Here is a 24,497-nt window from a genome sequence, read left to right as displayed (position 1 = left end):
AGGCCTCCTTCAGGGTGTGCGTGCGCGGCGCGCGCGCAGGATTTCGTCCAGGATCAGCAGCGCGGCCCCGCAGGTGATGGCGACGTCGGCCAGGTTGAAGGCCGGGAAATACCAGTCGCGCCAGTAGAACAGCAGGAAATCGACGACATGCCCATGTTGCAGCCGGTCAATGGCATTGCCCAGGGCGCCGCCCAGGATGCTGGCCAGGGCCGCGCACAGCAGGCGTTCGGTTGCGTGAGTGTACAGCCAGCGCAGGATCAGGACGGCGGCAACCGCGGCGATGCCGGTGAACAGCCAGCGCTGGGCGCCGCCGCCGTCGGCAAGAAAGCTGAAGGCCGCGCCGGTGTTGTGCAACAGGGTCAGGTCGAAGACGGGCAGCACGGCGATGCGCTGGGCGTAGCCCAGCGAGCCGGAGACCCAGACCTTGGTCGCCTGGTCCAGCAGCACCAGGCAGAGCGCCCAGGCCAGCCATCCGGCGAGCGGGCGCAGGCGCGATGCGGCCGGAGCGGCTGGCGACGCGCCTGGCCCGGAATCCGGGTCGAGGCCCGGATCAGGCATGGGCGCGGACCTCGCCATCGCCGTACAGATTGTCCACGCAGCGGCCGCAGAGTTCCGGATGGGCGGGGTCCTGGCCGACATCGGCGCGGTGGTGCCAGCAGCGGCCGCATTTCTCGTGCGTCGTGACGCGAACCTGGATCTGCAGGGGGCCGTCGCCCGCCACGGCCTGGGCGGCAGATGTGATGAGGACGAACTTCAGGTCGTCCTGCAGCGATTGCAGCAGGGCCAGGTCCTCGGCCGGGGCCGTGATGGTTACCTCGGCCTGCAGCGAAGCGCCGACCTTGCCTTCGGCGCGCACGGCCTCGATGTCCTTGTTGACCTGGTCGCGGATTTCGCGGATGCGCGTCCATTTGGTTCGCAGCGCTTCGTCGCCTTCGGGCAGGGTGGTGAATGTTTCCAGGAAGATGCTGTCGCTGCTGCCGAAGATCCGCCAGGCCTCTTCGGCCGTGAACGACAGGAATGGGGCCATCCAGCGCAACAGTGCGTGGGTGATCTGGTGCAGCGCGGTCTGGGCGCTGCGGCGCGCCAGGCTCTTGGGGGCCGTGGTGTAGAGGCGGTCTTTCAGTACGTCGAGGTAGAAGCCGCCCAGGTCCTCGGAGCAGAACAGCTGCAGCTTGGCGACCACGGGGTGGAATTCGTAGACCTGATAGTGGCCGAGGATTTCCTGCTGCAGCTGTGCCGCGCGCGCCAGGGCGTAGCGGTCGATCTCCAGCATGTCTTCGTAGGCCACGGCGTCCCTGGCCGCGTCGAAATCGCTGGTGTTCGCCAGCAGGAAGCGCAGCGTGTTGCGGATGCGGCGGTAGCTGTCCACCACGCGCGCCAGGATCTTGTCGTCGATGCCCAGGTCGCCCGAGTAATCGGTCGATGCCACCCACAGGCGGATGATCTCGGCGCCCATCTTGTTGCCCACGTCCTGCGGCGCCACGGTATTGCCCAGGGACTTGCTCATCTTCTTGCCCTGGCCGTCCACGGTGAACCCGTGGGTGAGCAGGCCGCGGTAGGGCGCGCGGCCGAAGATGGCCGAAGCCAGCAACAGCGAGCTGTGGAACCAGCCCCGGTGCTGGTCGTGGCCCTCGAGGTACAGGTCGGCTTCGGGGCCGTTGTCGTGGTGCATGGCCGGGTGCGAACCGCGCATCACGTGCCAGAAGGTGGAGCCCGAGTCGAACCAGACTTCCAGGATGTCGGTGCTCTTGGTGTAGTGCCTGGCGTCCTCGGCGCCCAGGATTTCTTCGGCCGTCACGCGGCTCCAGGCTTCTACGCCGCCCTGCTCGATCATGTCGGCCGCCTGGTCGATGATTTCCATCGTGCGCGGATGCAGTTCGCCCGTATCCACATGCAGGAAGAACGGGATGGGCACGCCCCAGCTGCGCTGGCGGGAAATGCACCAGTCGGGCCGTCCCGCGATCATGTCGCGCAGGCGGGCCTTGCCGTTTTCGGGATAGAAGCGGGTCTGCTCGATGGCTTCGAGCGCGATCTGGCGCAGCGTCTTTTCGGGCTTCTGGGCCGGGTCGGTGAACACGCCCTGGCCCTCGTCCATGCGGATGAACCATTGCGCGGCGGCGCGATAGATCACCGGTGTCTTGTGGCGCCAGCAGTGCGGATAGCTGTGGGTGATGGGGGATGTGTCCACCAGGCGGTCCGCGGCCTTCAGCGCGTCGAGGATGGCCGGCACGGCCTTCCAGATGGGCTGGCCGCCGAACAGCGGCAGGTCGTCGGCGTATACGCCGTGGCCCTGTACGGGATTGAGGATGTCCTCGTACGCCAGGCCGTTGGCCGTGCAGGAATTGAAATCGTCCACGCCGTAGGCGGGAGAGGAATGCACGATGCCTGTGCCGTCCTCGGCCGTGGCGTAGTCGGCCAGGTACACGGGCGAGATGCGGTCATAGCCCTTGTCCACGTGCGCCAGCGGATGCCTGAAAGGCATGTGATCGAGTTTTTCGCCCTTGGCCGTGGCGATGACCCGGCCATGCAGTTTCCAGCGCTCCAGGCATTTTTCGACCAGTGCGGAGGCGACGATGAGCAGGCCGCGCTCGGTATCGACCAGGCTGTACTCGAGTTCCGGGTTGACGTTGAGCGCCTGGTTGGCGGGGATCGTCCAGGCCGTGGTCGTCCAGATGACGATGAAGGCGTCCTTGCCGAGCGAGTCCAGGCCGAAGGCGGCGGCCAGCCTGCCGGGATCGGCGGCCGGGAACATCACATCCAGCGTCTGGCTCTGCTTGTCGGCGTACTCGATTTCGAATTCGGCCAGCGAAGAAGCGCAGTCGAAGCACCAGTACACGGGCTTGAGCCCGCGGTAGACAAAGCCGCGTTCCATGACCTTCTTCAAGGCGCGCAATTCCAGCGCCTCGTTGGCGTGGTTCATGGTCTTGTATGGATGGTCCCAGTCGCCCAGCACGCCCAGACGCTTGAAATCCACCATCTGCTGCGCGATCTGCTCGGTGGCGAAGGAGCGGCTCCTGGACTGCATTTCGTCGCGCGGCAGATTGCGGCCGTGCAGCTTTTCGATGGCGTTCTCGATCGGCAGGCCATGGCAGTCCCAGCCCGGCACGTACACTGCATCGAAACCTTCGAGCTGGCGGCTCTTGACGATCATGTCCTTCAGGATCTTGTTGACCGCGTGGCCGATGTGGATCTTGCCGTTGGCGTAGGGCGGACCGTCGTGCAGGATGAACAGGGGCGCCCCCTGGCGGGCCTCGCGCAGCCGTTTGTACAGGCCTTTTTCCTCCCATTCCTTGATCCAGCCCGGCTCGCGCTTGGGCAGATCGCCGCGCATGGGAAAGGGGGATTCGGGCAGGTTCAGGGTGTTTCTATAGTCCATGGGAGGCAAAATAGTCGCGAGCGTCTTGCGCATCCTGGCGGATGGCGGCGGTCAGGGTGGTCAGGTCGGGAAAGGATTCCTCGTCGCGCAGGAATTCGAGGAATTCGATGCACACCAGTTTACCGTAGGCGTCCACCCGCCGATCCAGGATGTGCGTCTCGAGCAACAGGGTGCCGTCGCGGTTGACAGTGGGGCGCACGCCCAGGCTGGCTACGCCCGGCAGGGGATGTTCGCCCAGCCCGTGCGCGCGCACCACGTAGATGCCCGAGCGGGCCGCGCAGGGTTCCGGCACACGCAGGTTCAGCGTGGGGAACCCCAGGTCGCGGCCCAGCTTGCGGCCGTGGATGACGTGGCCGCTGATGCGGTAGGGGGCGCCCAATAGTTCGCCGCTGCGCTCCAGGTTGCCCACCGCCAGCGCGGTGCGCAGCGCGGAACTGGAAATCCGCTGGCCCTGGTCATCGGCGACGTCGGCCAGGGTCCGGACTTCGAAGCCATGTTCGCGCCCCATGCGGCGCAGCAGGTCGATGTCGCCGCTGCGCTTGTGGCCGTAGCGGAAATCTTCGCCGACCAGCAGCCAGCGGGTGTTCAGGCCCTGCACCAGCAGGTGGCGGATGAAGTCCTCGGCGCCCATGTCGGCCAGGCGCTGGTCGAAGCGCTGGACCACGATCTGCCGCATGCCATGCTGGGCAAGCAGGGCGACCTTGTCGCGCAGGCTGCTGATCTGAGTGGGTATGAGTTCCGGCCGCTGTCCCCGGCGGGCGAAGAAGGCGCGCGGATGGGGGGCGAAGGTCATCACGGTGGGCACGAGGCCGAGTGCTTCGGCCTGCCGCCGGACCTGTTCGAGAATGGCCTGGTGGCCCCGGTGCACGCCATCGAAATTGCCGATGGTGACGGCGCTCGGGGCCGTCGAATCGTGCCGGGGCAGGTGGCGGTAGAGGCGGAGTTCGGTATTCACAGGCGAGAGTTTACAATTTTACGTTTGTGCCCAGGATGTCTTCCGGGCTGCCGACACACCTTTCCTGCTGGAGACCCTGCGCATGCCGCATTCCCCCGACCGCCCGATCCGGGTGGCCATTCTGATTTCGGGCCGGGGCTCGAACATGCAGGCTCTGGCCGAGACCGTCGCGGCCGAAGACCTGCCCGTCGACATCTGCACCGTCCTGTCCAACCGCGCCGATGCGGCAGGGCTGGATTGGGCCCGCGCGCACGGCCTGCACGCCGACGTGCTTGCCCACCGCGAGTTCGGCAGCCGCGATGCCTTCGATGCCGCCCTCCGGGCGCGGCTGGATGCGCTGGCGCCCGACTATATCCTGCTGGCCGGCTTCATGCGGGTGCTGGGCGCCGATCTCGTGCGTCATTTCGAAGGACGCATCATCAATATCCATCCTTCGCTGCTGCCGGTGTTTCCGGGCCTGCATACCCATGAGCAGGCCCTGAGCCAGGGGGTGCAGTGGCATGGCTGCACCGTGCATTTCGTGACACCGGAGCTCGACCATGGGCCGATCATCGCCCAGGGTGCCATCCCGGTGCTCGACGGCGACACACCCGACACGCTGGCGGCACGGCTGCTGCCGGTCGAGCACCGGGTCTACGCCCAGGTGCTGCGCTGGCTGGCACAGGGCCGGGTGCAGCTGCTGGCCGACGGCCGGGTTTCGGTCGCGGGGGCGGCGCACCGCGCCTGGGCCGGAGACGCGCTTTTCAACGAGGAACATCATGAGCAGGAATGACACGCGGGACGGATCCCGCTCCCGGCCGCGCGGCCGCGCGGCCGCCGCTGACGGCGGGCGGCGTTCCGAATCGGGCGATCGTCCCCGCGCCCCGCGGGGCAGGGATGCGGCGCGCGGCGGCACGGGGGGTGGCCAGCCGGCGCGGCCCTACATCATGGCGGCGGCGCGCATCGAGCAGGTGCGCCAGGTGCTGGGCGATATCCTGCAATGGAAATACCCGGCCGACGCCGTGCTGTCGCACTGGTTCCGCGCCCATCCCAATGCCGGGCTGCGCGACCGGGGCGAGATCGCCGAGGCCGTGTTCGACGTGCTGCGCCATCTGCGGCGCTATCGTCAATTCGCCGAAAGCGGATCGGGTTCGGGCACGCGGCGCCTGGCGATATTAGGCCTGGCGGCCGTCTGGCCCCGCGAGACCCTGGACACCGGCCTGGACGAGCATGAGCAAGCCTGGCTGGGCCATGTGCTTTCGCTGCCCGCCGACGCCTTGCCGCGGGCGGTGCGCCACAGCGTGCCGGACTGGCTCGACGAGCGTCTGGCGGCCCTGTCGGACGCCGAATCCCTGCTGCAGGCGCTGAATGCGCCCGCGCCGCTGGACTTGCGGATCAATCCGCTGAAGACCGAGCGCGAGGCCCTGCTGGCTGCCTGGGCCCAGGGCCCGGAGGCCCGCTGGGCGGCGCAGCCCACGCCGTATTCCCCCTGGGGCATCCGCATCCAGGGGCGCCCGCCGGTCAACCGCTGGCAGGCTTTCGAGCGTGGCGAGATCGAGGTCCAGGACGAGGGCAGCCAGCTGCTGGCCGCACTGGTGGCGCCCCGGCGCGGCGAGATGGTCATCGATTATTGCGCCGGGGCGGGAGGCAAGACCCTGCTGCTGGGCGCGTTGATGCGTTCCACCGGCCGCCTGTATGCCTTCGATGTGTCGGCCGCGCGCCTGGCCAGGGCCAAGCCGCGTTTTGCGCGCAGCGGCCTGTCCAACATCGTGCCGGTCGCCATTTCGGAACGCAACGACCAGCGGGTGCGCCGCCTGCGGGGCAAGGCGCATCGCGTGCTGGTGGACGCGCCATGCAGCGGCCTGGGCACGTTGCGCCGCAATCCCGACTTGAAATGGCGCCAGCATCCGGAATCTCTCGCCCAGCTGTGCGAGACCCAGGCGGCGATCCTGCGGGACGCCGCCGCCTGCGTGATGCCGGGCGGGCGCCTGGTGTACGCCAGCTGCAGCATCCTGCCGGAGGAAAACGAGCTCCAGGTCGAGGCCTTCCTGGCCGACCATCCGGAATTCTCCTTGCTGGACGCTGGCGTCATCCTGGCCGACCGGGGCATCGAGGTGGCACTGGATGGGCCGTATCTGCGGCTGCGCCCCGATGTCCACGGCACCGATGGTTTCTTTGCCGCCGTGATGCAGCGCGCCAAGGCCGAGCGGCCGGCGGCCGGCGAACCCGAGTCGGGGTTGTCCCCCTGACGCAGGAAAACCGCGTGGGCTACACTGGAATCATCTTTCAGTACCACGCGGGCATGGCCCGAATGCAATGAACACCTGGCTTTCCTTTCTTCAGGGCGGCATGCTGGATCTGGGCCCCTGGGCCCTGGTGGGCGTGACGCTGGCACTGACCCACGTCACCATCGCCGCGGTGACCCTGTACCTGCATCGCAGCCAGGCGCACCGGGGCCTGGACCTGCATCCCGTCGTGGCGCATTTCTTCCGCTTCTGGCTGTGGCTCACCACGGGCATGGTGACCTGCGAATGGGTCGCCATCCACCGCAAGCACCACGCAAAGTGCGAGCGCGAAGGCGATCCGCATTCGCCGGCCGTGTTCGGCCTGGCCCAGGTCTTCTTTCGTGGGGCGGAACTCTATCGCGACGAGGCCCGCAACGAGGAAACCCTGGCGCGCTTCGGTCATGGCGTGCCCAATGACTGGATCGAGCGCACCCTGTATTCCCGCCACAACCTGCTGGGCGTGGGCCTGATGCTGGTCCTGGACCTGGCTCTGTTCGGTGTCCTGGGCCTGACGGTCTGGGCGGTGCAGATGGCCTGGATTCCGTTCTGGGCGGCGGGGGTGGTCAATGGCCTGGGCCACGCCTGGGGCTACCGCAATTTTGCCTGCCCAGACAACAGTACCAACGTCGTGCCCTGGGGACTGCTGATCGGCGGGGAAGAACTGCACAACAACCACCATGCCTACGGAACTTCGGCCAAATTTTCCTCGCGCTGGTTTGAGTTCGACCTGGGCTGGGCCTATATCCGCATCCTGCAGGCCCTGGGCCTGGCCCAGGTGCGCCGGGTGGCGCCCCGGCTGCAGCTGCGCGCGCCGGCAGCAGGGGATGCGCTCGGGCAGGACCAGCTTCAGGGCATCATCGCCCACCGCTACGAAGTCCTGGCCCGCTATTCCGGGGTGATCAAGACGGCCGTGGCGCATGAGCTCAAGGCCCTGAAACTGCGCCACCGGCGCGGCGAGCGCCTGCTGCTGCGGCGCTGCCGGAAATGGCTGGTGCGCGATGCCGCCGCGCTGGCGCCCTGCGAGCAGGCCGAAGTCGATCGGGCGCTGTCGGCAGCGCCGACGCTTTCCACCCTGGTGCAGATGCGTCGCGAACTGACGGCCTTGTGGGAATCCTCCAGTGCCAGCAGCGAGCAGCTGCTGGCCGACTTGCGCGCCTGGTGCCAGCGTGCCCGGAACAGCGGCATCGACGGCCTGGAGCAGTTCGCCCTTCGCCTCGGGCGCTACGCAGCATGATCGGTGGGATGCTGGAAGGCCTGAATCCGCAGCAGCAGGCCGCAGTCACCTTGCCCGCAGAACACGCCCTGGTGCTGGCTGGTGCGGGCAGCGGCAAGACCCGTGTCCTGACCACCCGCATGGCCTGGTTGATCCAGACCGGGCAGGTGGGTCCCCACGGCTTGCTGGCCGTCACGTTCACCAACAAGGCCGCGCGGGAAATGCTGACGCGGCTGTCGGCGCTGCTGCCCATCAACACGCGGGGCATGTGGGTTGGTACCTTCCATGGCTTGTGCAACCGGCTGCTGCGTGCGCACCACCGCGAGGCGGGGCTGCCCCAGGCCTTCCAGATCCTGGACAGTGCCGATCAGCTCTCGGCCATCAAGCGCATGCTGAAGGCTGCCGGCATCGATGACGAGCGCTTCCCGCCGCGCGACGTGCAGCGCATGATCAACAGTGCCAAGGAAGACGGCCTGCGTCCTGGCGACCTGGACGCGCGCGACTCCCATGCCCGGCGCCTGGCCGATCTGTATCAGCGCTACCAGGACCAGTGCGAGCGCGAGGGTGTGGTCGATTTCGGTGAGCTGCTGCTGCGGGCCTATGAACTGCTGCAGCGCGAGGCGCCGATCCGCGAACACTACCAGCGCCGCTTCCAGCAGATCCTGGTCGACGAATTCCAGGACACCAATGTTTTGCAGTACCGTTGGCTGATGCTGCTGGCGGGCGCCCACACCCCGGTGTTCGCGGTGGGTGACGACGATCAGTCGATCTATGCCTTTCGTGGGGCGAACGTCGGCAATATGGCCGACTTCGAGCAGCGCCACGCCCGGGGGCGCGTGATCCGGCTCGAGCAGAACTACCGTTCCCAGGGACACATCCTGGATGCGGCCAATGCCCTGATCGCGCACAATGCCAATCGCCTGGGCAAGAACCTGTGGACCGATGCGGGCGAGGGCGAGCCCCTGCGCGTGGTCGAGCAGGCATCCGATGCGCTCGAGGCCCAGTGGCTGGTGGACGAGATCCGCGCCCTGGTCCGCGAAGGCCATCCCGCGCACGAGATTGCCATCCTGTACCGCAGCAACGCCCAATCGCGTCCGATCGAGCATGCCATGTTTTCCGCGCGGGTTCCGTACCGGGTCTATGGCGGCCAGCGCTTCTTCGAGCGCCAGGAAGTCAAGCACGTCCTGGCCTATCTGCGTCTGATCGACAATCCGAACGACGATACGTCCTGGATGCGGGTGGTGAATTTCCCCACGCGCGGGATCGGTGCCCGCACCCTGGAACAGCAAGCCGACATGGCCGCGCAGCAGGGCACAAGCCTGGCCGGGGCGGTCGCTTTCGTGCCGGGCAAGGCAGGCGCCAGCCTGGCGCGCTTCGCCACCCTGATCCGCGAGCTGGCCGAGGAAGCCAGGACCCTGGATCTGCCCGAACTCATCGGCCACGTGGTGCACCACAGCGGCCTGGAGGCCCATTACCGGGCCGACCGGGAGGGCCAGGATCGCCTGGAAAACCTTCAGGAACTGGTCAATGCGGCCGCCGCCTTCGTCGCCGAGGAAGGCTTCCAGGGCCTGCCGGCAGCCCGGATTCCAGAGACTGCGGCCATTGCCGCCGATGCGCCTGCCGGCACCGACCCGGCCTTTGGCGACGGCGGGCAGCCGTCCCCCGTCGTCATGTCGCCCCTGGGCGCCTTTCTCAGCCATGCTTCCCTGGAAGCCGGGGACAATCAGGCCCAGGCCGGCGAGGATGCCGTGCAATTGATGACGGTGCATGCGGCCAAGGGCCTGGAGTTCGACGCAGTGTTCATCACCGGGCTGGAAGAAGGCCTGTTTCCCCACGAGAACAGCCTGTTGGATCAGGGCGGCCTGGAAGAAGAACGCCGTCTGATGTACGTGGCGATCACACGGGCCCGCAGGCGCCTGACCCTGACCCTGGCGCAGAGCCGCATGCTGCATGGCCAGACGCGCTACGGCATGCGTTCGCGCTTCCTGGACGAAATTCCGGAAGAGCACCTGAAATGGATCACTCCGCGTCAACGCCAGGTCGCAGCCCGGCCGCCCTGGAGCGGTGCGTTTCGGCGCGGCCTGGGGGATTGGCAGGGCGAGGCGGGCAGCTCTTTCGCGCCGCGATCCCCCCGCACCCAGTCGGCCGGCGTCACGGTGGGCGAGCAGTGCTTCCGTATCGGTACGGGAGTGCGCCATGGGCGCTTCGGCGAGGGCACCGTGGTTGCGCTCAGCGGCAGCGGGGCCGATGCCCAGGCGCGGATCGAATTCCGCGATGCGGGCACCAAGACCCTGGCCCTGGGCGTGGCAAAGCTGGAAGTGCTGGACTGATCCGGGCCCGATCCGGTCCCGCCGGACCGGGTTGTGTCAGCGTCCCCGCGCCCAGCGCCGATGCAGCTTCTGCGCGGTGGCGTCCAGCAGGAAACCCAGTGCGCCGATCAGCACGATCACGGCCATCAGTTCGGAATAGGCCAGGCGGTCGCGGGTGTCCAGGATGAAATAGCCCAGGCCCGAACTGACGCCCAGCATCTCGCAGGGCACCAGAATGATCCAGACGATGCCGATGGCCAGCCGCAGGCCGGTCAGCATGTGCCCCAGGGAACCGGGGATCACGATCTTCCAGAGGACCTCGGACCGCGTGGCGCTCAGGCTGCGCGCCAGCATCAGCCAGCGCGGATCCAGCTGCCGCACGCCGGCGCTGGTGTTCAGGATGATGGGCCAGACGGCGGCGAAGCTAAGCAGGAAGTAGATGGGCGCATCGCCGATGCCGAACAGCATCACGGCCACCGGCATCCAGGACAGGGGCGAGACCATGCGCAGGAACTGGAAGGCACCGCTGGTGGCCAGTTCCAGCTTCTGCGAGGCGCCGATGGCCAGCCCAAGGGGTATGCCGAAGACCAGCGCCCAGAACAGGCCCACTGCCACGCGCCGCAGACTGACCAGGGTATGCACCGTCAACTGGTTGTCCAGGACCAGGTGGACCAGGCTGGGCAAGGCCTTGATCGGCGAGAACAGGCCGGCCATGGCCGTTTCTTCGCCGACCAGACCGATGCCTGCGGCCCAGAGCAACAGCAGGACCAGTAGCCCGCCCAGGCTCAGGGCGAGGCGTCTGTGGGCGGGCAGGGGAGTGGTGCGCGGTTTCATGGGTTCGGTGTCCGTCCGGCCCGGTCTAGGCGACCGAGAATGTTTCCGTGCGCGTGTAGCCGCCGGTCACGCCGAAGTTTTCCAGGCCGCCCTGGGCTTCGATGGCCTTGCGCACGTAGCGGTCGTCCACGAGGTCGCGCGCGACGAACGCGGGATCCAGGTCCTTCAGGAAGGCGTTCTCGCCCAGCACGAAGGTGTTCTTGAGCAGCTCCACCAGTTTCTCGGTGTAGCTGGGGAAGGGGTAGGGCTGGAAGTCGATGCGCTGCTCGTTCCAGTCGGCATGCCGGATCGCGCCGGTGCGCGCGTATTCGGCATCCCGCTCGGGCGAGGCCAGCAGGACTCGCGCCAGGGTCGAGGGTTCGTGCGGGGTATAGTCGGCGGGGTTGTTGCGCGCCAGGATCTTCACGGTTTCCTCGCGATGGCCGCGCACCCAGGCCTGGGCCTCGACGATGGCGTCGACGGTCTTCTGGGACCATTCCGGGCGCTCCTGCAGGTCGCGCTCGTGCATGGTGACCACGCAGCAGGCGTGGTTGCGCCAGACATCGCCGGTGAAGCGCCAGACCTTGCCGACACCCAGTTCCTCGGCCTTGGCGTTGAACGGCTCGGCCACGATGTAGCCGGAAATCCGCTTCGAACCCAGGGCGGGCAGCATGTCGCCGGGCGACATCACCACCAGTTTGACCTGTTGTTTCGTCGGTTCGCCTTCGCTGATGAATTCGAGTCCGGATTCGCGCAGCATGGCCTGCAGGACGATGTTGTGCACCGAATACCAGAACGGGATGGCCACCGTGGTGCCTCCCAGGTCGGCGAGGCTGGCGATGCCGGGTTGCACGGTCAGGCAGGAGCCTTCCATGTGGTTCCAGGCGACCACCTTGGCCGGGGACTTGCTGCCGTAGCGCGACCAGATGGTCATCGGCATGAGCAGGTGGACCACGTTGACCTGCCCGCTCAGGAAAGCCTCGACGATCTGCGACCAGCTGCGGAAACGGCGCGGCTTTTCCACCTGCAGGCCGCGTTTCTCGAACAGGCCGTTATGGTGGGCCACCAGCAGCGGAGTGGCGTCCGTGATCGGCAGGTAGCCGATGCGCACGGGCGCGTCCGGCTCGGCGGCGCGCGCTTCCCGGCCCGCCTGCAGCAGGGGCAGGGCGCCGGCGATCGTGAACAGCGACGACAGTTTCAGGAACTGCCGGCGGCCGGCCAGGGTGTTGGCGGCAGTGCCGCAGCAGGAGTCGATGAGCTTCAATGTCATGATGCGAGGGTCGGTTTGGGAGGACGGGCAGCGCGCAGTGCCTGCAGGATCTCGACGCGCAAGGCGGTGAGGTGGGGATCGGTTTCGTCCCGGGGGTGAGGGCGGCCGGGCCGCCATTGGCCGATCAGGCGGCCCGGCTGGCCGCCCAGCAGCAGGATGCGGTCGGCCAACAGCAAGGCTTCGTCGATGTCGTGCGTCACCAGGATCGCGGCGGCATGGTGGCGTGCGCTGACTTCCAGCAGCAGGGCCTGCATTTCGCCGCGGGTGACTTCATCCAGGGCGCTGAAGGGTTCGTCGAGCAGCAGGATTTCGGGTGCGCGCGCCAGGCTGCGGGCCAGGGAGGCGCGCTGGGCCATGCCGCCCGACAATTCGTCCGGGTAGCGTGTCCGGGCGTGCGCCAGGCCGACTTCTGCGATGGCCTGCTGCACGCGCTGGCGGCGCAGCGCTTCGTCCAGCTTGGGCTGGTGGCGGAAATCCAGGCCGAAGGCAACGTTTTCTTCCAGCGTCAGCCAGGGCAGCAGGCAGGGGTCCTGGAAGACGAAGCCGACATCGGGGGCGGGGCCGGTCAGGTGCCGGCCGCGCAGGCGGATCTGTCCGGCCAGCGGCCGCTGCAGGCCCGCCAGCACCCGCAGGAGCGAGGATTTGCCGACCCCGCTGGGGCCCAGCAGGGCGACGATCTCGCCCTGCTGGAGTTCCAGGGAAAAATCCTGCAGGATGCGATGCGTGCCGGCGCCCGGCCGGGCGTAGCCCAGGGCCACGTCCTCGGCACTGAGCACACCGGTCTCCGAGACAGCGGGCTCGACGATCGCATCGGGAATTGCCGCAGCGAGACTCATCGTTCAGGCCGCCTGTTGTTCGAGCGCGTGGATTTCCTTGCGCAGATGCTTCAAGGCCGGCGTCACGATGGCGACGAACAGCGCCTCGCGCAGGCGGCGCTGGGCGGGATGGCTCATCAGGTAACCGGCCGCGCCCGCGTGCAGGGCGGCCGATTGCGTGGCCCGCAGGCTCAGTTCGGAAGCTCTGGCGCGCGCGCGCAGGATGTCCAGGGGCAACGCGTCCAGGTCCTGCCCGGCCAGCCGCACGGTTTCCGCCAGCAGGGACTGCAGATCCCGCTCCAGGTCGCCTTCCTGGTCATCCAGATAGGTGTTGACGTGGCTCAGCCGCTGATTGGTCGTATGGATGGTTTCCAGGCTGGCCCGGATCAGTCCCACGCCCATGCCGATCTGCATCAGCAGGAAGCCGGGCTTGATGCGGCGGATGTAGTCCTCGAAAGCGGCGGATTCGGCCAGCAGGTCTTCCGGGGGAATCCAGGCGTTCTTCAGGTGCACGCCGTAGGTACCGGTGCCCTCCATGCCGGAAAATGCGGGGCAGGGGCGCAGCGTCAGGGCAGGCGAACCCGGTGGCACGGCGAACATGATGTAGCCGCCATCTTCCACGGACGCGGCGGCGATGACCAGATGGTCCGGCCCCAGATTCGAGACCCAGGGCAGGGCGCCGCTCACGCGGTAGCCTTCGCCGTCGCGGCGCGCGCGCAGATTGATGCGTTCAATCCCGGCAAGATGCTTGACGCAGTTGGACATGCCCGTACCGGCCAGGATCTCGCCTCGGGCGATGGGGGCCAGGTAGCGTTGGCGTGCCGCGGCATTGTCCGTCTGCCGCAGGTACCAGGTGCAGGCCGACTGGCACCAGGCCAGGAAGGCGGTGGAGCCGCAGGCGCGTCCGACTCGGGCGATGATCTCGATCTGGGCCGCGAGACCCAGGCCCAGGCCGCCCGATTCGGCGGGCAGCGCGGCGCCGAAACCGCCCAGCAGGCCGAGCGCGCGCATGAAATCGCCAGGGTATTTGCCCTGGTCGATGGCTTCTGCCTGGGGCGCCAGGGCGTCCCGGATCAGGGCGTCGATGCCCTCGCCATGGGGGGCGGGCAGCAGATCGGTGGACATGCGGGCCTCCTGGGTCAGGCGTAGGCCTGCAGTTCCGGATTGATGGGGGTGCGGGCCAGGTTGTTGGCGTAGTTGCACAACGTGGCCAGGCTGACACCCAGCACCACATCCAGCGCCTGGGCATCGCCGTAACCCGCCGCGCGCAGTTCATCCAGCGCTTCGTCGGGTACCTGACCGCGATGTTCCAGCACCTGCAGAGTGAATTGCGCCAGAGCATTGAGCTTGGGGTCGGATAAAGCGCGGGTGCCGCGCAGGGCCTCGACCAGCTCTTCGGGCAGCTGCAGCTTTTTGTAGGCGAGCTTGGTGTGGCCGGCAACACAGAAGCCGCAGCCGTTATAGGTGGCGGCCGTGATCTGCACGACTTCGCGTTCCGTGGGGGTGAGGCTGTTGCGGCCGTTGATGGCGCCGACGACCTGGTAGGTTTCCAGGGCGGTGGGCGCATTGGCCAGGACGCCCAGCAGGTTGGGCAGGAAACCATTGGCCTGGGCGGCGGCGCGCAGGCGTTCCTGGGCTTCGGCAGGGGCGGATTCGACGGATTGGATGGGTAGACGGCTCATGGCGCGGGCGATGTGAACGGGAAGTTATAAGACCCGTCCATTCTAAGGAGCGCCCTTCTCATGCCGAACGAATATAAGAGTATTAAATTATTCAGCCTTGGAATATGCAGGAAAATCAGTGCTCGGCGCGCACGTTGCCGCCGGGGGGCGGGCTGCGGTTTTCAGCGCACCGTTCAGGATTTTCCGGGTTCGCCCAGCGCTTCGATCTCCGTCTGCAGATCCAGCCAATCTTCCTCGTGGCCCTGCAAGGCCTTGCTGAGCTCGCCGTGCTCGGCCATGAGGCGGGGGCGGGCGTCCTTGTGGGCATCGGTGTAGAAGGCCGGGTCGGCCATCAGTGCGTCCAGTTCCGCCAGCCTGGCCTGGGCCTTGGCCATCGCTTCCTCGACCCGCTTCAGGCGGGCTTCCAGCGGCTTGCGGCGCGCTGCCAGTTCCTGCCGCGCCTGAGCCTGTTCGCGGCGCTGGGCCTTGCGGTCCTGGCTCGGGGCCGGGGCCGCAGCGCGTGCAATCTGGTTGTGCTGCGCTTGCCGCTGCTGCAGCCAGTCGCGGTAGTCTTCCAGGTCGCCATCGAAGGGCTGGACCCGGCCATCGGCCACGATCCAGAAATTGTCCACGGTGGTGCGCAACAGGTGCCGGTCGTGGGACACCAGCAACACGCTGCCTGGAAACTCCGCCAGCGCACGCGCCAGTGCCTCGCGGGTGTCCACGTCCAGGTGGTTGCTGGGCTCGTCGAGCAGCAGCAGGTTGGGTTTGCGCCAGACGATCAGGGCCAGGGCCAGGCGCGCCTTTTCGCCGCCGGAGAAGGGCGCCACGGGCTGGTTCACCATGTCGCCGCCAAAACCGAAGCCGCCCAGCATGTTGCGCAGTTCCTGCTCGCGCGTATCGGGGGCGATGCGGGTGAAATGCTGCAGCGGGCTCAGGCCGGGCTCCAGCACGTCCAGCTGCTGCTGGGCGAAATAGCCGATCTCCAGACCCTTGGCCGGGCGGTAGTCGCCCGCCAGAGGCCGCAGTTCGCGCGCCAGGGTCTTGACCAGCGTACTCTTGCCGGCGCCGTTGACACCCAGGATGCCGATGCGGCTGCCGCCGCGCACCATCAGGCTCACGTCCTGCAGGATGGTGCGCGGCGAACCGTCTGCGGCGCTGTCCGGCGGATAGCCCAGGGCCGCGTCCTCGAGCGTCAGCAGCACGTCGGGTGTCTGTGCCGGTTCGGGCAGGCGGATGTCGATGCCCGATTCGATGGCCAGCGGAGCCAGCGTCTGCATGCGCGCCAGGGCCTTGACCCGGCTCTGCGCCTGCTTGGCCTTGGTGGCCTTGGCCTTGAACCGGTCGATGAAGGATTGCAGATGCGCCGTCTCGCGCGCCTGGCGCTGGATCGCCAGGCGGTTCTGGCGCAGGCGCTCGGCGCGCTGCTCCAGGAACGACTCGTAGCCGCCCTTGTAGCGCACCAGCTTGTCCTGTTCGAAATGCAGGATCACGCGCGCGACCGCATCCAGGAACTCGGTGTCGTGGGAGATCAGCAGCACCGTGCCCGGATAGCCGGCCAGCCAGCGCTCCAGCCACAGCATCGCATCCAGGTCCAGGTGGTTGGTGGGCTCGTCCAGCAGGAGCAGATCGGAAGGCGCCATCAGGGCGCGCGCCAGGGCGATGCGCATCTGCCAGCCGCCCGAAAAGCTGGCCACGGGGCGGGTCCATTCGTCGGGCGCGAAACCCAGGCCGGCCAGCAGTTGCTCGGCCCGCGACGGGGCGCTCCAGGCGCCGGCCTCGACCAGGGCCGCCTCGAGTTCGGCGATCGCCTGGCCCTGGTCGGGGTCCAGGGCGGCGCGGCGCGCCTGCAGCTCGCGCAGGTGCCGGTCGCCGTCGATGACGAAATCGCGCGCGGGGCGCCCGGTGTCGTGCAGGATCTGCTCGACGCTGGCCAGGCGCCAGGATGCGGGCATGTCCAGCGAGCCGGCGTCCGGATCGATCTCTCCCTGCAGCAGGGAGAACAAAGAGGACTTGCCGGCGCCGTTCTTGCCGACGATGCCGACGCGTTCTCCGGGATGGACGACGAATTCGGCGTTTTCCAGCAGGACCTTGACGCCGCGCCGCAGGGTCAGGCCGGCGGCGCGGATCACGAGGCCAACTGCGCGCGGCGCAGCAGCAGGATCTGGCCGGTGGTGGCGGCGGTGTCCAGCCAGATTGGCTCCAGTTCGGGGAAGGCAGCCTCGAAGTGCTCGCGCTCGTGGCCGATTTCCAGCACCAGCAGGCCTTCGGGCGCCATGAGGCCGGGCGCTTCGGCCAGGATGCGGCGCACCAGGTCCATGCCGTCGGCGCCGCCCGCCAGTGCCAGCCTGGGCTCGTGCCGGTATTCGGGCGGCAGTGCCTTCATCGACCGTTCGTTGACGTAGGGCGGGTTGCAGATGATCAGGTCGTAGCGGCGATCCGCCGGCACCTGCGACAGCAGATCGCTGCGCAGCGCCCGGACGCGGTCCCGCAGGCCGTGCAGTTCGATGTTCGATTGCGCCACTGCCAGGGCATCGGCGGATATGTCCACCGCGTCCACGGCGGTGTTGCCGAAAGCATGGGCCGCAAGGATTGCCAGGCAGCCCGAGCCGGTGCACAGATCCAGCACTTGGCCGACCGCGTCCGGGTCGTCGATCCAGGGGGCGAGGCCCTCTGCCAGCAGTTCGGAAATCGGCGAACGCGGCACGATGACCCGCTCGTCCACCAGGAAGCGTTCGCCCTGCAGCCAGGCCTCGCCGGTCAGGTAGGCGGCGGGCTTGCGCGTGCTGATGCGCTCGTGGATCAGGTCGACGCAGCGTTGCCGTTCGCGTTCCAGCAGGCGCGCGTCCAGGAAAGGTTCCAGGGTGTCGGGCGGTAGGTGCAGACCGTGGAGCAGCAGGTAGGCGGCCTCGTCCCAGGCATTGTCGCTGCCGTGGCCGAAGACCAGGTTCGCGGCGTGAAAGCGGCTGATGGACCAGCGCAGCAGATCGCGCAGGGTCAGGAGTTCGGTATGGGGAGAGGTCATGGCGTGCGGGATGGGTGCGATCGCCCGGGCCGTGGGGCGCGGGCAGGAATGAGGGTCAGGCCAGCAGTTTTTCCAGCGTGCGGCGGTAGATGTTCTTCAGCGGCGCGAGGCTGTCCAGGGGGATGTGTTCGCCCGTCTGGTGGATCGTCCGGTTCAACGGGCCGAATTCGACGACCTGCGGACAGATCCTGGCGATGAAGCGCCCGTCGGATGTGCCGCCCGTCGTGGAAAGCTCGGCCTGGACGCCGGTTTCTTCGGCGATGGCTGTCTGCACGGCGCTGCACAGCGCCCCCCTGGGCGTCAGGAAGGGCAGTCCGCTGATCGTCCAGTCGATGTCGTAGCGCAGGCCATGACGGTCCAGGATGGCGGCCACCTGTGTCTGCAGCCCTTCGGGCGTGCTGGCGGTCGAGAAGCGGAAATTGCAATCGACCGTGGCGGTACCGGGGATGACGTTGCCCGCTCCGGTTCCTGCGTGCAGATTCGAGACCTGGAAGGTGGTGGGCGGGAAGTATTCGTTGCCTTCGTCCCAGCGGACCGCGGTCAGTTCGGCCAGGGCAGGGGCGAGTTCGTGAATCGGGTTGCGGGCCAGGTGAGGGTAGGCCACGTGGCCCTGGACGCCGTGCACCGTGATCCGGGCCGACATCGAGCCACGGCGGCCGTTCTTGATCGTGTCGCCCAGCGCCTGGACCGAGGTCGGCTCGCCGACGATGCAGTAGTCGGGCCGTTCGCCGCGCGCTTCCAGCATGCGGCAGACATGGACCGTGCCGTCGGTCGCCGGCCCTTCTTCGTCGGAGGTGACCAGCAGGGCGATGGAGCCCGGGTGGTCGGGATGGGCCGCGATGAACTCTTCGGCCGCGACCACGAAGGCGGCAATCGAGGTCTTCATGTCGGCCGCGCCCCGGCCCACCAGCATGCCGCCGGTTTCAGTGGGGGTGAAGGGCGGGCTGGGCCATTCGGCCTCGGGGCCGGGCGGAACGACGTCCGTGTGGCCGGCGAACACCAGCAGCGGCCCGGCGGTGCCGCGCCGCGCCCAGAGGTTGCTCACGGCGCCGCTGGGCAGCGACTCGCACGCAAAGCCGAGCGGCCGCAGGCGATCCGCGATCAGATCCTGGCAGCCGGCATCGTCCGGCGTGACGGAGGGGCGGGCGATCAGTGCGCGGGCCAGGGTGCGGACGTCGGCGTCTGCCATGCTGTGCGTCTCCTTGGATCGTATGTGCGGGCCTCAGGCCCGGAGCAGATCGTTGATGCTGGTCTTGGCGCGGGTCTTCGCATCGACCCGCTTCACGATCACCGCGCAGGCCAGGCTGTGGCTGCCGTCGGGTGCGGGCAGCGAGCCCGGCACCACGACCGAGCCCGCCGGTACGCGGCCGTAATGGATTTCTCCGGTGGCGCGGTCATAGATGCGCGTGCTCTGGGAAATGAAGACGCCCATGGCCAGGACGGAGTTTTCCTCGATGACCACGCCTTCGACGATTTCCGAACGTGCGCCGATGAAGCAGTTGTCCTCGATGATGGTCGGCCCGGCCTGCAGGGGTTCCAGCACCCCGCCAATGCCCACGCCGCCCGACAGGTGGACGTGGCTACCGATCTGCGCGCATGAGCCGACCGTCGCCCAGGTGTCCACCATCGTGCCTTCGCCCACGCGGGCGCCGATGTTGACGTAGGAAGGCATCAGCACCGCGTCGGGTGCGATGTATGCCCCGCGCCGCACCGTGGCGGTCGGCACCACGCGAAAGCCCCCGCGCTGGAAGTCGTCGGGACCGTAATCCTGGAATTTCAGCGGGACCTTGTCGTAATAAAGCTGGGGCGCCTGCCCCATGACGCGGTTGTCGGCCAGGCGAAAGGACAGCAGCACGGCTTTCTTGACCCATTGATGGACCTGCCACTGGCCGTCGATCTTTTCCGCCACGCGCAACGAGCCGTCGTCCAGGCCCTGGATGGTCTGCTCGACCGCATCGGCCAGATCGGAGGGGAACTGCCCGGGGCGCAGGGAGGAACGGTCTTCCCAGGCGGATTCGATCAGATTCTGAAGGGATGTCTGCATGGCGGTCGGCTCGGAAAAAAATTGAACCGGAAATTTTAACAGCGTGCCGCCCGTCCGTTGCAAAGCCGGGTTGGCCGCCAGGTCCGGCTCTTTGTCGATATGCCTGGCGGCCGGGAGTTCAGGACTGGCTCCAGCCGCCTCCGAGCGCCCTGATGAGCTGGACGGTCGCCTGGGCGCGCAGGCCGTCCAGCCGTACCCCGGTCTGCCGGTGCCGCAGCACTTCGCGGTCGGCATCGATGACTTCCAGGTAGCTGATCGATCCGGCGTCGTACTGGGCCTTCGACAGTTCCGCGGCACGGCTCGCCGAGGCGGCGGCGACGTCCTGGGTCTTCGATTGCTCGTCCAGCAGGCGCAGCGCGGACAGACCGTCCTCGACCTCCTTGAACGCCTGCAGCACGCTCTGGCGGTACAGCGCCACGTCTTCTTCGTAGCGTGCCCGGGCCTGATCCACCCTGGATTGGCGGCGCCCGCCGTCGAACAGGGGCAGGCTGAGCATCGTCCCTGCCAGGGGGCCCAGGATGAAACTGCGGCTGGACCAACGCAGCAGGTCGCCGAGGTCCGTCGATTCGTAGCCGAATGCGCCGGTCAGGATGAGCTGGGGAAAGAACGCCGCCCGGGCCTCGCCGATGCGGGCGTTGGCCGCTGCGACGGCCCTTTCGGCGGCGGCGATGTCGGGCCGGCGCTCCAGCAGGGAAGACGGCAGGCCTGCCGGGATGTCGATCGAGATCCTGTGCAATTCCTGCGCCGCCAGGGTGAATTCCGAGGGTGCCCGGCCCAGCAGCAGGGCCAGCCCGTGTTCGGCGGCAGCTCTTTGACGCGCGGCTTCCAGGGCTTGCGATTGCGCGGACGCGAGTTCGGATCGTGCGCGCGTCACGTCGAGCTCCGTGATGTCGCCTTCGTGAAAGCGTGTTTCCAGCAGATCCAGGCCCGCGCGGCGCAGTGACACCGTATGGGCGTACAGCATCGATTCCGCATCCAGTTGCCGGATCGTGAAATAAGCTTGAGCGACATCGGCCTGCAGGGCCAGCATCACGGACTGGTACAGGGCCTGGGCCTGCTGTGCGTCGGCGCTGGCTGCATCCAGGTGGGACGCCACCCGCCCGAACAGGTCGGCCTCGTACGAGATGCCGGCCTGTGCGCGCCACGCTGTGGCGGTGCTGCCGCCCTGGGGGCCGGCATCGGATGTGCGCTGGCGGGTCGGTCCCATGCCGACTGTCAGTTCCGGATAACGGTCCGCGCCGGCGCCTTGCCGCAATGCGCGTGCCTGCCGGACCCGGGCCGCTGCGGCCCGAAGGTTCTGGTTGGCCTGCATGGCCTGTTTTTCCAGAGCGTCCAGCGTCGGATCCTGGAATACGGACCACCAGTGCCCCCGCTCCAGTTCGTCGGCGGGCTGTGCCTGCTTCCATTGAAGCGTTTCGCCGGCGGCCTGGTGCGCCTCCTTGAAGGCTGCCGGGACTTCGATGGAAGGGCGCCGGTATTCAGGGCCGACCGCGCAGCCGGTCAGCAGGATTGCCAGCAGGCCGGAGGCGCCGGCAAGACGAAGGGTATTGCTCATTTCGAGGATTCCAGAGAGGGATGCGCGACGGGATCGCCTGCGGGCTGGAGCGAGGGGCCGCTGCGCGTCTGGCGCCGGTTCAGGCTGCGCAGCAGCACGTAGAAGACCGGGGTCAGGTACAGGCCGAACAGCGTCACGCCCAGCATGCCGAAGAAGACCGCGATGCCCATGGCATGGCGCATTTCCGCGCCTGCTCCGGTGGAAAGGACCAGGGGCACGATGCCCATGATGAAGGCGATCGACGTCATCAGGATGGGGCGCAGGCGCAGGCGGCTGGCTTCCCGCGCGGCGTCGGCGGGCGACAGGCCTTCCTTTTCCAGGTCGCGGGCGAACTCGACGATCAGGATCGCGTTCTTGCACGCCAGGCCGACCAGTACCATGAGGCCGATCTGGGTGAACAGGTTGTTGTCGCCTCCCGTCAGCCAGACCCCCGCCAGCGCGGCGAGCACGCTCATGGGCACGATCAGGATCACCGCCAGGGGCAGAGTCAGGCTTTCATAGAGCGCGGCGAGCACCAGAAACACCAGCAGGACGCTGATGGGGAACACCCAGATGCCCGCGTTGCCCGCCAGGATCTGCTGGTAGGTCAGGTCCGTCCATTCGAACCGGATGCCTTTGGGCAGTGTCGAGGCGGCGATGCGCTCGGCGGCCGCCTGCGCCTGGTCCGATGAGTAGCCGGGCGCCGGGCCGCCGTTGATGTCGGCGGCCGTGTGGCCGTTGTAGCGCACGACCATTTCAGGACCGTAGGTGGGTGTCAGCGATACCAGTGAGCCCAGGGGGACCATGGCGCCCGAGGCGCTGCGCGTCTTCAGGCGCAGGATGTCGTCGGGGTGCGCCCTGAATGGCGCGTCGGCCTGCGCCTTGACCTGGTAGACCCGGCCGAAGCGGTTGAAATCGTTGATGTAGAGAGAGCCCAGGTAGATCTGCATGGTCTCGAAGACATCCGTGACGGGCACGCCCAGCTGCTTGGCCTTGACACGGTCCAGGTCGACATCCAGTTGCGGCACGTTGATCTGGTAGCTGGAAAACGCGGGCCCCAGTTCAGGCGCTTTCGCGGCCTGCGCCAGGAAGGCCTGCGCGGCGTCGTTGAGTTTGTCGTAGCCCAGCCCGGCCGTGTCTTCGATCTGCAGCTTGAAGCCGCCGACGGTGCCCAGGCCCATCACGGGCGGCGGCGGGAAGACGGCGATGAAGGCGTCCTTGATGCCGGAGTACTGCTGGCTCAGGGCGGCCGTGATGGCCTGGGCGGATGTCGCTGCGTCCCGCCGCTGCGCGAAATCGTCGAGCTTGATGAACACCACGGCGGCGCTGGAGCTGTTGGTGAATCCATTGATCGACAGGCCGGGGAAGGCCACGACGCTTTCGACTCCGGGTTGGGTCAGCGCCATGTCGGTCATGCGGCGCACGACCGCATCCGTGCGTTCCAGCGATGCGCCGCTGGGCAGCTGCGCGAAGCTGACGAGGTACTGCTTGTCCTGCCCGGGCACGAAGCCGCCAGGGACGACGTAGGAGATGCCCGCCGTGAGCGCCAGCAGGATCAGGTAGACGCCCAGGGTCGCGCCCTTGCGCCGCAGCACTCCGCCCACCCCGATCGCATAGCCATCCGACGCGCGGCCGAAGGTGCGGTTGAACGCGCGGAAGAAGCCGCCCAGCGTGCGCTCCATGCCGCGGGTGAGCGCGTCGGGCCGGGCGCCATGGGGCTTCAGCAGCAGCGCGGCCAGCGCCGGCGACAGCGTCAGCGAGTTGAAGGCCGAGATCACGGTCGAGATCGCGATCGTCATGGCGAATTGCCTGAAGAACTGGCCGCTCAGCCCGGTCATGAACGCCAGTGGCACGAAGACTGCCACCAGTGTCAGCGCGATCGCGATGATCGGTCCGCTGACCTCGCGCATGGCGCGGTAGGTGGCTTCGCGCGGGCCCAGGCCGTCCTCGATGCCGCGTTCGACGTTCTCGACGACCACGATCGCGTCGTCCACGACGATGCCGATTGCCAGCACCAGGCCGAACAGGGACAGGGCATTGATGGAGTAGCCGAATGCCAGCATCAGAGAGAACGTGCCGATGATGGACACGGGTACGGCCAGCAGCGGGATGATGGATGCGCGCCAGGTCTGCAGGAATGCGATGACGACGATGACCACCAGGGCGATGGCTTCGAGCAGCGTCGTGACCACTGCCCGGATGCTGGACCGGACGAACTGGGTGGGGTCGTACACGATGCGGCTTTCCAGCGAGGGCGGGAAATCCGCGGAAAGTTCCTGGATGGTCTGGCGCACGGCCGCGGATATTTCCAGCGCGTTGGCGCCTGGCGCTTCCATGATGGCCATGGCGACCGCCGGCTTGTTGTCCAGCAGGGATCGCAGCGCGTATTCCGAAGCGCCCAGCTCGATGCGGGCCACATCGCGCAGGCGGGTCACGCCGCCGTCGGCCGACGTCTTCAGGATGATGTCGCCGAATTCTTCCTCCGTCCGTAGCCGGCCCTGGGCATTGACGGAAAACTGCATGGCGACGTCCGGCCCGCTGGGTGCGGCGCCGATCACGCCGGCGGCCACCTGTACATTCTGCTCGCGGATCGCCGCCACCACGTCGCCGGCGGTCAGGCCGCGCTCGGCGACGCGCTGCGGGTTCAGCCAGACGCGCAGGGCGTAGTTGCCCGAGCCCCAGATCTGCACCTCGCCCACGCCCGGAATGCGGGCCAGCCGGTCCTTGACGTTCAGGACGGCGTAGTTGCGCAGGTAGGTCAGGTCGTAGCGATCGTCCGGCGAGATCAGATGCACGACCATCGTCAGGGCAGGAGACGCCTTGACTGTGGTGACCCCCAGCCGCTGGACGTCTTCCGGCAGGCGAGGCAGGGCCTGGGCGACACGGTTCTGCACGAGTTGCTGTGCCTTGTCGGGGTCGGTGCCCAGGTGGAAATGGATCGTCACCGCCAGATTGCCGTCGCTATTGGCCTGGGACTGCATGTACAGCATGCCCTCCACCCCATTGATCGCTTCTTCCAGGGGGGCGGCGACGGTCTCGGCGATCACCTTGGGATTGGCCCCGGGGAATTGGGCGCGCACGACCACGGAGGGCGGAACGACTTCCGGATACTCGGAGATGGGCAGGCGGAAGACGGACAGCAGCCCCGCCAGCAGGATCAGCACGGACAGGACGGCGGCGAAGATCGGCCGGTCGACGAAGAATTTGGAAATGTTCAT

18 protein-coding genes are annotated in these 24,497 nt (G+C 67.7%); 4 read left to right on the top strand and 14 right to left on the bottom strand.

Annotated elements, in window-relative coordinates:
- Window positions 1–9: 9 nt before the first annotated feature.
- From lspA to ABD022_RS02170, 3 genes are read right to left on the bottom strand one after another with little or no spacing between them, the layout of a single operon-like run.
- Entirely contained in the window at window positions 10–558 is a 549-nt protein-coding gene (lspA, locus tag ABD022_RS02180; RefSeq protein WP_325125105.1) for a signal peptidase II, read from the bottom strand.
- Window positions 551–3,409: an isoleucine--tRNA ligase gene (gene ileS, locus ABD022_RS02175; protein WP_414647440.1), complete on the bottom strand. Its 2,859-nt coding sequence runs from the start codon at window positions 3,407–3,409 to the stop codon at window positions 551–553. Before ileS ends, lspA begins: the two co-directional genes overlap by 8 nt.
- Window positions 3,366–4,331, bottom strand: coding sequence for a bifunctional riboflavin kinase/FAD synthetase (locus tag ABD022_RS02170; protein WP_325125109.1), 966 nt, complete (start codon window positions 4,329–4,331; stop codon window positions 3,366–3,368). The genes ileS and ABD022_RS02170 overlap by 44 nt, the downstream gene beginning before the upstream one ends.
- A gap of 82 nt (window positions 4,332–4,413) precedes the next feature.
- Between ABD022_RS02170 and purN the strand changes: the two genes are divergently transcribed.
- The 4 genes from purN to ABD022_RS02150 all read left to right on the top strand — a co-directional run bounded on the left by purN (window position 4,414) and on the right by ABD022_RS02150 (window position 10,138).
- Entirely contained in the window at window positions 4,414–5,103 is a 690-nt protein-coding gene (purN, locus tag ABD022_RS02165) for a phosphoribosylglycinamide formyltransferase (protein ID WP_325125111.1), read from the top strand.
- A 187-nt stretch (window positions 5,104–5,290) separates the two neighbouring features.
- A complete protein-coding gene (locus tag ABD022_RS02160) occupies window positions 5,291–6,559 on the top strand; it encodes an RsmB/NOP family class I SAM-dependent RNA methyltransferase (RefSeq protein WP_325125158.1) in 1,269 nt (422 codons plus the stop codon).
- Window positions 6,560–6,626: 67 nt separating this feature from the next.
- On the top strand, window positions 6,627–7,829 hold the full coding sequence (locus ABD022_RS02155; protein ID WP_343819816.1) for a DesA family fatty acid desaturase: 1,203 nt from the start codon (window positions 6,627–6,629) through the stop codon (window positions 7,827–7,829).
- A gap of 8 nt (window positions 7,830–7,837) precedes the next feature.
- Complete coding sequence (locus ABD022_RS02150; RefSeq protein WP_343819814.1) at window positions 7,838–10,138, top strand: UvrD-helicase domain-containing protein; 2,301 nt, start codon at window positions 7,838–7,840, stop codon at window positions 10,136–10,138.
- 36 nt (window positions 10,139–10,174) lie between these two features.
- On the opposite strand, the gene ABD022_RS02145 is transcribed toward ABD022_RS02150, so the two are convergent.
- The 11 genes from ABD022_RS02145 to ABD022_RS02095 all read right to left on the bottom strand — a co-directional run bounded on the left by ABD022_RS02145 (window position 10,175) and on the right by ABD022_RS02095 (window position 24,497).
- Window positions 10,175–10,951, bottom strand: a complete 777-nt coding sequence (locus tag ABD022_RS02145) for an ABC transporter permease (protein ID WP_325125117.1) — start codon at window positions 10,949–10,951, stop codon at window positions 10,175–10,177.
- Between the two features lie 25 nt (window positions 10,952–10,976).
- The gene (locus tag ABD022_RS02140; protein ID WP_325125119.1) at window positions 10,977–12,200 is read right to left on the bottom strand and encodes an ABC transporter substrate-binding protein; all 1,224 of its coding nucleotides are present in this window, start codon (window positions 12,198–12,200) and stop codon (window positions 10,977–10,979) included.
- Window positions 12,197–13,036, bottom strand: a complete 840-nt coding sequence (locus ABD022_RS02135) for an ABC transporter ATP-binding protein (protein ID WP_325125121.1) — start codon at window positions 13,034–13,036, stop codon at window positions 12,197–12,199. Before ABD022_RS02135 ends, ABD022_RS02140 begins: the two co-directional genes overlap by 4 nt.
- 3 nt (window positions 13,037–13,039) lie before the next feature.
- Window positions 13,040–14,140 carry an acyl-CoA dehydrogenase family protein gene (locus ABD022_RS02130; RefSeq protein WP_325125122.1) on the bottom strand — a complete coding sequence of 367 codons (1,101 nt, stop codon included), beginning with the start codon at window positions 14,138–14,140 and terminating at the stop codon, window positions 13,040–13,042.
- Between the two features lie 14 nt (window positions 14,141–14,154).
- Window positions 14,155–14,697, bottom strand: a complete 543-nt coding sequence (locus tag ABD022_RS02125; protein WP_325125124.1) for a carboxymuconolactone decarboxylase family protein — start codon at window positions 14,695–14,697, stop codon at window positions 14,155–14,157.
- 173 nt (window positions 14,698–14,870) lie between these two features.
- Window positions 14,871–16,808: an ATP-binding cassette domain-containing protein gene (locus tag ABD022_RS02120; protein WP_343819810.1), complete on the bottom strand. Its 1,938-nt coding sequence runs from the start codon at window positions 16,806–16,808 to the stop codon at window positions 14,871–14,873.
- Window positions 16,805–17,701: a 50S ribosomal protein L3 N(5)-glutamine methyltransferase gene (gene prmB, locus ABD022_RS02115; protein ID WP_343819808.1), complete on the bottom strand. Its 897-nt coding sequence runs from the start codon at window positions 17,699–17,701 to the stop codon at window positions 16,805–16,807. Before prmB ends, ABD022_RS02120 begins: the two co-directional genes overlap by 4 nt.
- 55 nt (window positions 17,702–17,756) lie before the next feature.
- The gene (gene dapE / locus ABD022_RS02110; RefSeq protein WP_325125130.1) at window positions 17,757–18,890 is read right to left on the bottom strand and encodes a succinyl-diaminopimelate desuccinylase; all 1,134 of its coding nucleotides are present in this window, start codon (window positions 18,888–18,890) and stop codon (window positions 17,757–17,759) included.
- Between the two features lie 33 nt (window positions 18,891–18,923).
- Complete coding sequence (gene dapD, locus ABD022_RS02105) at window positions 18,924–19,745, bottom strand: 2,3,4,5-tetrahydropyridine-2,6-dicarboxylate N-succinyltransferase (protein ID WP_325125132.1); 822 nt, start codon at window positions 19,743–19,745, stop codon at window positions 18,924–18,926.
- Window positions 19,746–19,863: 118 nt separating this feature from the next.
- Window positions 19,864–21,300, bottom strand: a complete 1,437-nt coding sequence (locus tag ABD022_RS02100) for an efflux transporter outer membrane subunit (RefSeq protein ID WP_343819805.1) — start codon at window positions 21,298–21,300, stop codon at window positions 19,864–19,866.
- A complete protein-coding gene (locus tag ABD022_RS02095) occupies window positions 21,297–24,497 on the bottom strand; it encodes an efflux RND transporter permease subunit (RefSeq protein ID WP_343819803.1) in 3,201 nt (1,066 codons plus the stop codon). The genes ABD022_RS02100 and ABD022_RS02095 overlap by 4 nt, the downstream gene beginning before the upstream one ends.

Source organism: Castellaniella daejeonensis (genome assembly GCF_039523555.1).
Lineage (GTDB): Bacteria > Pseudomonadota > Gammaproteobacteria > Burkholderiales > Burkholderiaceae_B > Castellaniella > Castellaniella daejeonensis.
The sequence above is the reverse complement of the archived record's forward strand: the minus strand, read 5'-3'. Positions and strand labels throughout refer to the sequence as shown.

Bases quoted from the DNA above. Each gene is read 5' to 3' on its own strand.
- purN (WP_325125111.1), top strand. From the start codon at position 4,414: ATGCCGCATTCCCCCGACCGCCCGATCCGGGTGGCCATTCTGATTTCG.
- ABD022_RS02140 (WP_325125119.1), bottom strand. From the start codon at position 12,200: ATGACATTGAAGCTCATCGACTCCTGCTGCGGCACTGCCGCCAACACC.
- ABD022_RS02135 (WP_325125121.1), bottom strand. From the start codon at position 13,036: ATGAGTCTCGCTGCGGCAATTCCCGATGCGATCGTCGAGCCCGCTGTC.
- dapE (WP_325125130.1), bottom strand. From the start codon at position 18,890: ATGGCAGACGCCGACGTCCGCACCCTGGCCCGCGCACTGATCGCCCGC.
- prmB (WP_343819808.1), bottom strand. From the start codon at position 17,701: ATGACCTCTCCCCATACCGAACTCCTGACCCTGCGCGATCTGCTGCGC.
- ABD022_RS02100 (WP_343819805.1), bottom strand. From the start codon at position 21,300: ATGAGCAATACCCTTCGTCTTGCCGGCGCCTCCGGCCTGCTGGCAATC.
- ABD022_RS02145 (WP_325125117.1), bottom strand. From the start codon at position 10,951: ATGAAACCGCGCACCACTCCCCTGCCCGCCCACAGACGCCTCGCCCTG.
- ABD022_RS02095 (WP_343819803.1), bottom strand. From the start codon at position 24,497: ATGAACATTTCCAAATTCTTCGTCGACCGGCCGATCTTCGCCGCCGTC.
- dapD (WP_325125132.1), bottom strand. From the start codon at position 19,745: ATGCAGACATCCCTTCAGAATCTGATCGAATCCGCCTGGGAAGACCGT.
- ABD022_RS02130 (WP_325125122.1), bottom strand. From the start codon at position 14,140: ATGTCCACCGATCTGCTGCCCGCCCCCCATGGCGAGGGCATCGACGCC.
- ileS (WP_414647440.1), bottom strand. From the start codon at position 3,409: ATGCGCAAGACGCTCGCGACTATTTTGCCTCCCATGGACTATAGAAAC.
- ABD022_RS02155 (WP_343819816.1), top strand. From the start codon at position 6,627: ATGAACACCTGGCTTTCCTTTCTTCAGGGCGGCATGCTGGATCTGGGC.
- ABD022_RS02150 (WP_343819814.1), top strand. From the start codon at position 7,838: ATGCTGGAAGGCCTGAATCCGCAGCAGCAGGCCGCAGTCACCTTGCCC.
- ABD022_RS02125 (WP_325125124.1), bottom strand. From the start codon at position 14,697: ATGAGCCGTCTACCCATCCAATCCGTCGAATCCGCCCCTGCCGAAGCC.
- lspA (WP_325125105.1), bottom strand. From the start codon at position 558: ATGCCTGATCCGGGCCTCGACCCGGATTCCGGGCCAGGCGCGTCGCCA.